Below are 10,629 nucleotides of genomic sequence, written 5' to 3' on the forward strand. Positions count from 1 at the left end.
GCGGTTCGCGGTCCTTGCCTAGGCGGGCAGGCTGGCGTTGTGGGTGAGCGACTCGTTGCTTTCGGCGATCCCGACCAGCACCGCTGCCCGGCTGGTGCCGTTCGCCAGCAACCCGGTCCAGAACGAGCCGCCGGCGGTATCTGGCGTACGGCCGAGGCCTGCCTGGTAGAGGCTGCTGACGAACGCAGTGTCGCTCTGGCCTGCATGCAGGTTGATGAACTCCGACCGGGTGAAGAACCCCTCGGCGATCTGCAGCGGTGTCACGGTCGCAATCGCGGCCTGGATGTGATCGACCGCATCCTGGTCGATCTGGCGGCCTAGGCCAGTCTCGTAGAGCTCGTTCGCCGCCTTGGTGAGTGGGTTGTCGACGAACAGATTGGCTGTCGTCCCGGCCAGATGCGTTTTCGCCTCGTCCGAACTCGCGATGTCGACGGCGACCTGCGCGCGGCTAGTCCCACTCGCGAGTTGAGCGGTCCAGGAAGACTCGTCACTCCCCGTCCGGCCGAGCAGACCAGTGTAGAGCGTGTCGACGAACTGCGCGTCCGTCTGCGTGCCATACAGCGCAGCATACTCGGGGCTGTTGAGGAAATCGGCCCCAACCGTCACGTTCGACGCCCCGGCCGTCAGAATGGTCTGATAGAACGACGCCCCGGCAGCATCGGCAGTGCGCCCGAGCAAACCCTCATAGAGCCGTTCCACCATTGCCTGCGGTGTGTCTGCGCCCACGCTCAACGTGCCATCGACGAACTGCACCGCTTGCACGCCCTGGGCCAGGTTCAGCTTGCCGTCTGTTCCCGCCGCAGCCTGGGCTTGGGCAATGGTGAGGGTGCTGGTTGCCACGCCATTCACCGGGTCGGTAGTGGCCAGGATGGTCAAGCCGGAGGACGCAGTGGACGTGCCGGCACTCGTGGTCGCCGTCGCAGTGACGTTGTTCAGGCCTAACCCCAGGCTTGTCGTCGGCGTGATGCTGAAGGTGCCGTCGCTGTCGGCAGTGCCGGTGCCGATGGCGGTGGTCCCGCTATACAGCGTCACCAATGCACCCGGCGTCGCTGTGCCGGTGAACACCGGGTTGGAACCGGTGACGTCATCGGTCGATGCGATTTTCGGCGTGGTGACGCCGGTGCTGGTGCCGGTCGTGCCCGCCCCTGTCGAACCATCGGATGTGACTTCGTCACCCAATGGCGCCTGAATGGTGCTTCCAGTTGCGCCGGTGCTGCCTGCAGCAGCGCCAGTCGCCCCAGTAGCACCCGTCGCCCCCACCGCACCGATCGCGCCAGTCGCACCATCGGTCCCGTCGGAGCCAGCCGCGCCCGTCGCCCCATTTGCGCCCGTCGCCCCGGTTACGCCGTTGATCCCATTCGACCCTGCCGAACCGGTCGCGCCGGTGACGCCATTGGTCCCGTTGGAACCGCCGGCACCAGTGGCTCCCGTTGCCCCGATTGCGCCCGTTGCCCCGGTCGGCCCGCTTACACCATTGGTTCCATTGGAGCCCGCCGCACCCGTACCTCCGGTGGCACCGTTGGAACCATTCGCACCGGTGCCGCCTGTCGCCCCGGTCACGCCGTTGGTCCCGTTGGATCCCGACGCGCCGGCTGCGCCGGTGGCCCCATTGGAACCATCCGCGCCGGTGTTGCCAGTCGCACCGATTGCCCCGGTCGCCCCGTTGACGCCGTCGATCCCATTGGAGCCCGTGACGCCGGTAGCGCCATCGATCCCGTTGGCACCCGCCGCGCCAGTTGCGCCAGTGACGCCGTCAGTCCCGTTGGACCCGGCTGCCCCCGCTGCGCCGGTGGCGCCATTGATGCCATCAATACCCGCCAAGCCTGCGGTTCCGGTGGCACCGTTGGCGCCCGCCGCGCCAGTTGCGCCAGTGACGCCGTCAGTCCCGTTGGACCCCGCTGCCCCCGTTACGCCGGTGGCGCCATTGATACCGTTAGTACCTGCCGCGCCCGCTGTTCCGGTGGCACCGTTGGTCCCGTTGGCTCCCGCCGCGCCAGTTGCGCCGGTGACGCCGTCGGTTCCATTGGTGCCCGCTGCACCGGTGGCGCCATTGATCCCGTTGGTGCCGGCCGCGCCTGCTGTTCCGGTGGCACCGTTGGTCCCGTTGGCTCCCGCCGCGCCAGTTGCGCCGGTGATGCCATTGGTCCCATTCGAGCCCGCTGCACCGGTGGCGCCATTGGTTCCGTTTGTCCCTGCCGCACCTGTTGCGCCGATCGCACCATTGGTTCCGTCGGAGCCGGCTGTTCCGGTCGTGCCGGTGGCACCCACCGCGCCGGTTGCTCCGTTCGTGCCAGTCGCGCCGTTGGTCCCGTTCGTTCCGGAAACACCCGTCGCACCAGTTGCGCCAACCCCGCCAGCAATGCCGGCGGCACCGTCGACTCCGTTCGTCCCGGCAGCCCCTGTCGCACCCACCGCACCAGTGACGCCAATCGCGCCGGCCGCACCGGTGCCGCCGGTATCACCAATTGCGCCAGCAGCACCCGTGATGCCGGCAGCGCCAGTGACGCCAACAGCGCCAGTGACGCCAATCGCACCCGTCGCGCCGACTGCACCGGTGATCCCAATGGCACCGGTAATTCCGACTGCACCCGTTGCACCGATCGCGCCCGTCAGGCCGATGGCGCCCGTCAAACCGACTGCACCGGTGGCACCAATTGCGCCCGTTGCTCCGATGAGGCCAAGGATACCCTGCGCGCCCGCGGCGCCTGTCGCGCCGGCGTTACCCGTCGCGCCGGCGACGCCCGTGGCACCCGTCACGCCCGCACCCGTAGCACCTGCCGCACCGGTGACGCCGGTCGCACCGTCGGCCCCGGTCGCGCCTGCTGCGCCCGTTACACCCGCTGTGCCGGCCAGCCCAACCGTGGCGACGTAGTGTGGCGCCGTTGTGCCGGACGTCCAGGCCGCAACCCCGTTGGTAACGGTGAAAACCGCGGTGTAACCTGTGCTGTCGAGCACTTCGACCGTATATGCCGTGGGTTGAATTGCAGCGACGTAGCTGAAACCCCAGTTGTCGCCCTTCCCATCCACACCACCAAGGGTCAGCAGGCCCACCGTGGTGCTCGTGCTGCCAATGGCGATGCCGCCCGCTAAATACTGCGAGGATACGACGGACAGTGTAATTTGCCCGAGTAAGGCAGCATCGAACCCACCGAGCGTGATGATCTCAGACTGTGTGCCAGACATGTTATGCGCTTCCTATAGTAGTATCGACGGCCACGAAGCGCAGCACATCGATACAGTCCAAAACGATCCGTGTAGCCCGGAACATGGTCTGGGTTAGGACAGGCCTTCCCGCCAATTTTTTCCCGAAAACATCGTAGTCCGACGCAACGCGCGCACTGGCATAGACAGTGCAGAGACCCAACAACAGCGCCGACAAGGCGCGCTGACCCAGATATTCTCGGAAACTGATTGAAGAAACGTTATTAAAACGACCTCTATTCTGGTTTAATACTTAAAAACAAAGTAGTTAAACCATGAACATCGTCGCCATACAGTAAATGGTCATCGTGAATTCAGAATAAATTACCCGTGACGTCCGTGCAATCAACCGGCAGCGAACTGCCCCGGCACGCAGGAACTCCATGAAAAAGGGGGTATGCGACCGATGTCGCATACCCCCCTCGTTTAACGCGCCGGATCCGGCGGGCGCTCAGCGTGTGACGTCCGCAGTCATCTTATCGCACACCGCCCCGCCGCAGCTATGGGTGGCAATCACATCCCGGGCGGTGCAGCGTCGGCCGAGGGCGGGTGAACACCATGCGGCCCGCCTTCATGCCCCAAAGCGGTTGCGCCAGTTGTGCGACCGCGCCCTCGGCAGTCGTCGCATCCAACAGGACCAGATCCGCCACGCCACCCACGCGCAGGCCATAATCCGGCAACCGCATCAGCCGCGCAGCCTCCGACGTTACCATCTCCAAACAGCCCGCCAACTCCGCCGGGCGCGCGACCTGGCAAACATTGGCAAACAGGTTGGCCATGCGGAGCAAATTCGCATCGCCATACGGGGTGAAAGGGTTCAGCACATTATTCGTCGCCACCGAGCAGGTGACGCCCGCCCCCCGCAGCAACTGCGCCTGGGGCACGCCGCGCGGCACGGCATGGTCGTGGCTACGGCCCGTCAGAAACAGATCCGTCGCCGGTAACACCGTCACCGCGACTCCCGCGGAGGCCAAGCGCGCCGCCAGTGCCAGAAACGCTGCGCGCGGCAGCAATGATGATTGGCTCACATGCCCGATCGCGACCCGGCCGCCCCAACCGTATTCTTCGGTCTTATGACAAACGTAATCCGCCTGCATGCCGTCCGTCGTCTCACCCATGTCCAGATGCATGTCGATGTCGACGTCGAACTCGCGCGCCAGTTCGAAGATACGGTCGATCTGCCCGCGCGGGTCGCTGTCGATATAGGGCACCGCGCCGATCACCCGGGCGCCGCGACGCAGCCCTTCCTGCAATAGCGCGTCGGTCCCAGGGTTGTTCAGCAGCCCCTCCTGCGGGAACACGCACAGCTCGATATCGGCGGCCCAGGCGTAGTCGCGTGCCAATTGCTGCACGCCATCGAACCCGCGCATACCGATGCCGGGATCGACCTCCACATGCGTGCGGATGCGGGTAGTGCCCCAGGCGAGCGCCCGTTCCAGCGTCTGCCGGCCACGGTCGTAAACATCCTCGGCTGTAAAGCTCTGCTTTGCCGCAGCGGTCAGCTTCACCGCCTCGGCAACCGTGCCCTCGGCAGCGGTGCAGCGATCCAGGATGCAGGTCTTGTCCAGATGCAGATGTGTTTCGACGAAGCCCGGCACCAGCAGCATGCCTTCCGCCGCGACGGCCGGGGCGTCGCAGTCGATCACCGGGGCGACGGCGGCGATGCGGCCGTCAGCAATCCCGATATCCACCAGGCCGTCGCCGCCGGGGAGGCGGGCGCCGCGAACGATCATGTCCAAACTCATGGTGCAGTCCCCTGCAAGCGCGTCGCTCTTTCTGGCGCGTCATCCTTCAGCGCCACGCCGGACTGCCCGCGCGCCCGCATCGAGTCGAGCAGCCAAGCGATCTTCGCCGCCGCATCGTCGGGCGCCAACCCGGCGGGGCGGATGTTGGACACGCAATTACGGTCCGCATCCGTCGTTCCCATACCTGGTTGCCAGGTGAGGTAAGCGCCCAGACTATCGGGCGCGGACAGTCCGGGGCGTTCGCCGATCAGCACCAGCACCGCACTCGCGCCCAACGCGTTGGCGATCGCATCCCCAACCGCCACACGGCCCTGGCGCACCACCACCACGGGCGCCAGTCGCCACCGCGGCAAATGCGCCAATAACGCCGCCAGCACTGGGGGCGCATGGTCCTGCACCGCCCGGGCCGACAGCCCATCCGCCAGCACGATCGCCAGGTCATGCTCGCCACGGGGCAGGGTCGTGCCCGGCGCCAGTTGCCGGCCCAGATCTGGCCGTAATAGAAATGTCGCACGATCAGGCGCCGCAGTGTCGACCACCAGCATTTCGCCGATCGCCCCCGCCAGCGCCTCCGTATCCAAGGCCGCATGCACCGCATCGCGCGCCCTTGCATGGGCCAGGCGCAACGCCAGCAGCGGCGCGGTCCCCAACGAACCGCCGGTCGTATGCAGCCCGATCCGTGCCGCCGTCAGCGGCCGCAGCCGGCCCCACGGGTCGTCGGCCGGCACCGTCATGGCAGCAGCACCTGCATCGGCGCAGGCAAACCCTGCGGACGCACGCGGCCCGCACCATCCATCAACCCCTGCCGTCCCAACCACGCCTCGAACTCCGGCGCCGGACGGCGACCGAGCAATTCGCGCATCGCCAACGCGTCGTGGAATGACGTGCTTTGATACCCCAGCATGATGTCGTCTGCGCCGGGCACGCCCATGACGAAGTTCACCCCGGCGGTCACCAGCATCGTCAGCAGCGCGTCCATGTCGTCGGCATCCGCCTCGGCATGATTGGTGTAGCAAACGTCGCATCCCATCGGCACGCCCAGCAGCTTGCCGCAGAAATGGTCCTCCAGCCCGGCGCGGATGATCTGCTTGCCGTCCGCCAGATATTCCGGGCCGATGAACCCAACCACCGTGTTCACCAGCAGCGGCCTGAATGCCCGCGCCACCGCGTAGGCCCGGGCCTCGATGGTTTGCTGGTCCACGCCCAGATGCGCCCTGGCCGACAACGCGCTGCCCTGGCCGGTCTCGAAATACATCACATTGTCGCCCACCGTGCCCCGGCCCAGCGACAACCCGGCCTCCTGGCCCTCCCGCAGCAGCGCCAAGTCGATGCCGAAGGACCGGTTCGTGCCCTCCGTCCCGCCGACGGACTGGAACACCAGATCCACCGGCGACCCACGGCGGATCAGTTCCAGCGTCGTGGTGACATGCGCCAGCACGCAGCTCTGGGTCGGAATGGCCAACCGCGTGCGCGCATCCTCCAACAGGCAGAGCAGGGCGTGGGTCCGCTCTGGGCTGTCGGTGGCCGGGTTGATCCCGATCACCGCGTCCCCCGCGCCCAGCAGCAGTCCGTCCAGGATGGAGGCGGCGATGCCCGCCGGGTCATCGATCGGGTGGTTCGGCTGCAAACGCACCGACAAATGGCCAGGCAGCCCGATCGTGTTGCGGAACCGCGTCGTCACGTTGCACCGGGCCGCCACCACCATCAGGTCCTGCAGCCGGCACAGCTTGCTGACGGCGGCGACCATCTCCGGTGTCAGCCCGGGGGCAAGCGCGGTCAGCGTTCCGGTATCGGCCGCGTCCGACAGTAGCCAGTCCCGAAAGCCGCCGACGGTCAGGTGGGACACGGGGGCGAAGGCAGCCGCATCGTGCGTGTCGCAGATCAGCCTCGTCACCTCGTCCGTCTCGTACGGCACCACCGGGTCGTCCAACAGGCGACGAAGCGGCAGGTCGGCCAGCGCCAGTTGCGCCGCCACACGTTGCTCGGCCGACTCCGCGGCCAGCCCGGCCAGCGCATCCCCGCTGCGGTAGGGCGTGGCGCGGGCCAGCAGGCTGCGCAGATCCGGGAAGCGATGGGTTGTGCCTTCAAGCGACGTGCTGAACATGCCGCCAGTATAAGCACGCGTTTGACGTGCAGTCTGGTCTGATGCGCGGGGGCACATTAAGGGAGGCGGGGCTTTAGGAACGCGTCACGTTGAAAATCCTGATCACGATTCCCCACGCCTTCCTGGGCCCGAATGGGACGGAAAGGCGGACAGAGCGGAATCTCTATGGCTCCGAAAGCAACCTCGCGAGCGAGCGTGCGGCCGCCTTGCTACGCTGCGTGTCGGCCCTGCATCAGAATTTCGGCGCCAATCAGCGCCTGATTGGGCCGGCCGATATGCCGTGCAATCCAGACCATGCGTCGATTACCATCGTGGTCTGCACAGCGGGGGACCAACACTTGGTCGGCCACCTGCCGCCGGGGCTGGTGCATCACCATGCCACCACCATGCACCCGCGCCTGTTGGGGTTCGCCTGCCATGCCTTGCTGAAGGCCAATCTGGGTTCATTCGATTGGTATGGGTACGTCGAGGACGACATCGAACTGACGGATTCGATGTTCTTCGACAAACTGGCCTGGTTCAACGCCGCCTTCGGACCAAAAGCGCTGTTGCAGCCCAATCGGTTCGAAGTCTCGACCGGGCCGGTTCCGAAACTGTATATCGACGGCCCGGTGCTCAATGACGCATCGACCGGTGCATTTCAGGACGTCTCGCTGCGGCCCCGGATGATTGCGCCTGCCTTGGGGCGCAGCCTGGTGTTTCAGAAGACGACCAACCCGCATTCCGGCTGCTTTTTCGCCGATAGGGGACAGATGGCGGCCATGGCAGACCACCCGGAATACGGCCAGTTCACCACTGCCTTCAGCTCGCCACTGGAATCCGCAGCAACGTTGCCGATCCTGCGCTGCTTCGACGTCTACAAGCCTGCACCGGAGAATGCGTCGTTTCTAGAGGTCCGGCATATCGATCAGCGCATGCTGGACGTGGTCGTTCAATATACGCGCCAGCGGGACGGGCTGGCCAAGCACGTGTCCGAAATCGGCGCTTAGACGAGCTGGTCGTCGGCCGACCAGCGGAGAAATATATCCTCGCCCTCCTGGGCGCCATGCTCGACCAGCCAGCGATGAAGCTGAAACTCGGTGTAAGTAACTTCACGTGTTAATGGCTTTTTAACGATCCTATCACGAGGCGTCGCAAAACAACCAACCTTCAAGCTGAGTATTGTCGAGTCATCAGCTTCCGCGTCGGGCCTCAAGATCGCCAGATCATCTGCTTCACGCAGATCCGGTGGTGCAGAGGATAAATCGAAGACTTTGACAGTTTCATAAATGCTCATCAGGCCTTGTCCTCCTCGGCTCGTGTACTGTGTACATCATGTAGGTTGAACCAGACGCGATAACAGCAATTTTTTGTTGGTTGCGAGGACGCTGGCGGGCGAGAGCCTCTCGCCCTATGTCTTTAAAATCACTCGGAGTGCCCCGCATGCGCCTGATGGCCGCCCTGGCTCTATTCATCGTCGCCCCCAGTCTCGCCATGGCGGAGCCTGTTCAGCTTGCCGCTCATCGCGCGACCTACACGCTGACTCTGGACAGCAATAAGGGCGGGGACGTGAACGGCGTGTCGGGCACAATGGCCTACGAAGTCACTGATGCTTGCGATGGCTGGGCCGTGCGGCAGCGGCTGGACATGACGCTGTCCAACCGCGACGGCCAGGATGTTCAAATGGTGTCCGACTACCTGACCTGGGAAAGCAAGGATGGCACCAAGCTGCGATTCCACATGAAGCAGACCACCGACACCGCCGTGACCGAGCAGGTGGAGGGTGACGCGACCCTCGCCGCCGCAGGCGACACCGGGGAAATCCACTACACCATGCCGGAGGACAAAACGGTGAAGCTTCCGCCGGGCACGCTGTTCCCGATGTCGCATACCGCCGCGATCATCACCGCGGCCCAGGCTGGCAAGAAATTCCTGACGCTGCCGCTGTTCGACGGCACCGGGCCGGATGGGGCGCAGAATACCTCGATCTTCATCAGCAGCTGGACCGGCCCGTCTGCCGCACCCTATCCGCAACTGGCAGAACTGCCGTCCGGCCGCGTCAGAGTTGCCTTTTTCTCCCGCGCGAAGGAGGCTCAGTCCCCGGATTACGAGGTGGGCATGCGCTACTGGTCCAACGGTGTTGCGGATGAGTTGAACATGGATTTCGGCGATTTCGCCGTCACGGGCAAGCTGGCGACCTTCACCATGCCGGCCTCGCACTGCTGATGCTGCCCCGCCGGTTGATCTTGGCGACGCTGACCCTGCTGCCGCTGGTCGCACACGCCCAAACCACCGCCGACCCGGCGAAGGCCGCCACCTTCGTGCGCCAGGCGGGCGTCGATCTGGCCACGGTCGTCGGCGGCGCGTCGTCCCCGAGCGACCGGCAGGCTCGGTTGGAGCCATATCTGCAGCGTGTGGTGGACGAAGACGGGGTCGCGCGGTTCGCCCTGGGTCGTTACTGGCAAGTCGCCACGCCGGATCAGCGCAAGGAATATCTGCGCCTGTTCCACCTGGTCTTGCTGAAGGGTGTGGTGAACCGGCTGGGCGACTATCAATCCGGGTCGGTGAAAGTCACCGTCAACACACCGGTCGAAAAGCCGGACGGTGTCTACGTCCCCACCATCGTCGAGCGCGCCGGAAACAAACCGGTGAGCATCACCTGGCTGGTCACAGAAAACGGCACGTCGATGCAAATTGCCGACGTCGTGGCCGAGGGTATGAGCCTGCGTATGACCCAGCGCAGCGACTATGCGTCCTTCATGGCCCATAATGGCGGCAACATCGAGGCCCTGCTGACCGCGCTACGCAAGCAGGTGGGCGAGTAGCCTACTCTGCCGGAACCGGATGCGGGGCTGCGGCCGGGGTCAGATCCAGGTCGAGCCCCAGTCTATCGCCGAAGGTCAGCAGGTAATAGACGAGTTTGAAAGACAGCACGGGCAGCCGCATCTTGCGGTCGATCCGCAGATTGCCGGCCAGTAGCGCCACCAATCCGTCCCGCATCCGCAGCTTGTTGGATGGCGACATGAACATCGCGCGGAGCACCGGCGTGTTGATGCGGTAGACCAGCCAGCCAAGGCTATCCATCGCCTTGCAAATCTGCCGCTCCGCCTTCTGCGCCAGCACCTTGGCCGCCGCCGGGTTCTGCAGCCAGGTCTCCGCCACCTCGACGCTCAGTTCCGCACTGGTCATCGCCAGCAGCACGCCGGACGAAAACACCGGGTCCAGGAAAGCGAAGGCGTCGCCGATCGCCATCCAGCCCTCTCCATGCGCCGTGGTCGAACGATACGAGTAATTGCCGGTGGCGGTGATGTCGCCGATCCGCTCCGCCCCGCGCATCCGCGCCGCCACCGTGGGTGATCGCTGCAGCCGATCCAGATACAGATCCTGTGGCTTCAGGCTGCGGGTCTTGAACACGTCCGAGTTGCCGACGAAGCCAATGCTCATCACATCACCGGGCAGCGGGATCATCCAGAACCAGCCATCCTTGGCCAGGTGAACGGTGATGAAGCCCGGCACGTCGTTCAGTTGCCGGGTGACGCCCTTCCAGTGTGCGTACACCGCGGCGGTCGAGTTGTGCTTGTTGGACCGCTTCAGGCCTAG

General features: G+C 65.2%; 9 protein-coding genes. 3 read left to right on the forward strand and 6 right to left on the reverse strand.

Annotated features, from left to right (window positions below; genetic code table 11):
* Positions 1 to 18 precede the first annotated feature (18 nt).
* The 4 genes from GSQ76_RS17790 to GSQ76_RS17805 form a co-directional block, all read right to left on the reverse strand.
* Complete coding sequence (locus GSQ76_RS17790) at positions 19 to 3,183, reverse strand: DUF4214 domain-containing protein (protein ID WP_158745478.1); 3,165 nt, start codon at positions 3,181 to 3,183, stop codon at positions 19 to 21.
* Between the two features lie 518 nt (positions 3,184 to 3,701).
* Entirely contained in the window at positions 3,702 to 4,946 is a 1,245-nt protein-coding gene (locus GSQ76_RS17795) for an amidohydrolase family protein (protein WP_158745479.1), read from the reverse strand.
* Positions 4,943 to 5,680, reverse strand: coding sequence for an ethanolamine ammonia-lyase subunit EutC (gene eutC, locus GSQ76_RS17800; RefSeq protein ID WP_158745480.1), 738 nt, complete (start codon positions 5,678 to 5,680; stop codon positions 4,943 to 4,945). The genes GSQ76_RS17795 and eutC overlap by 4 nt, the downstream gene beginning before the upstream one ends.
* Positions 5,677 to 7,050 (reverse strand): ethanolamine ammonia-lyase subunit EutB, encoded by a 1,374-nt coding sequence (locus tag GSQ76_RS17805; RefSeq protein ID WP_158745481.1) that lies wholly within the window; start codon positions 7,048 to 7,050, stop codon positions 5,677 to 5,679. Before GSQ76_RS17805 ends, eutC begins: the two co-directional genes overlap by 4 nt.
* Positions 7,051 to 7,139: 89 nt before the next feature.
* Between GSQ76_RS17805 and GSQ76_RS17810 the strand changes: the two genes are divergently transcribed.
* A complete protein-coding gene (locus GSQ76_RS17810; RefSeq protein WP_158745482.1) occupies positions 7,140 to 8,039 on the forward strand; it encodes a calcium-binding protein in 900 nt (299 codons plus the stop codon).
* Here the strand turns inward: GSQ76_RS17810 and GSQ76_RS17815 are convergent.
* Positions 8,036 to 8,326 (reverse strand): hypothetical protein, encoded by a 291-nt coding sequence (locus GSQ76_RS17815; RefSeq protein WP_158745483.1) that lies wholly within the window; start codon positions 8,324 to 8,326, stop codon positions 8,036 to 8,038. The genes GSQ76_RS17810 and GSQ76_RS17815 overlap by 4 nt on opposite strands.
* A 146-nt stretch (positions 8,327 to 8,472) precedes the next feature.
* On the opposite strand from GSQ76_RS17815, the gene GSQ76_RS17820 reads away from it, so the two are divergent.
* Together GSQ76_RS17820 and GSQ76_RS17825 are read left to right on the forward strand one after the other, a co-directional pair.
* Positions 8,473 to 9,255, forward strand: coding sequence for a cell envelope integrity EipB family protein (locus GSQ76_RS17820; RefSeq protein ID WP_254070478.1), 783 nt, complete (start codon positions 8,473 to 8,475; stop codon positions 9,253 to 9,255).
* Positions 9,255 to 9,854, forward strand: a complete 600-nt coding sequence (locus GSQ76_RS17825; RefSeq protein ID WP_158745485.1) for a phospholipid-binding protein MlaC — start codon at positions 9,255 to 9,257, stop codon at positions 9,852 to 9,854. Before GSQ76_RS17820 ends, GSQ76_RS17825 begins: the two co-directional genes overlap by 1 nt.
* Position 9,855: 1 nt before the next feature.
* Here GSQ76_RS17825 and GSQ76_RS17830 read toward each other — a convergent pair.
* Positions 9,856 to 10,629: tryptophan 7-halogenase (locus GSQ76_RS17830; protein WP_174247366.1), on the reverse strand; the 774-nt coding region annotated here is incomplete at its 5' end.

Source organism: Acidisphaera sp. L21, from assembly GCF_009765685.1.
Taxonomy (GTDB): Bacteria; Pseudomonadota; Alphaproteobacteria; order Acetobacterales; family Acetobacteraceae; genus LMUY01.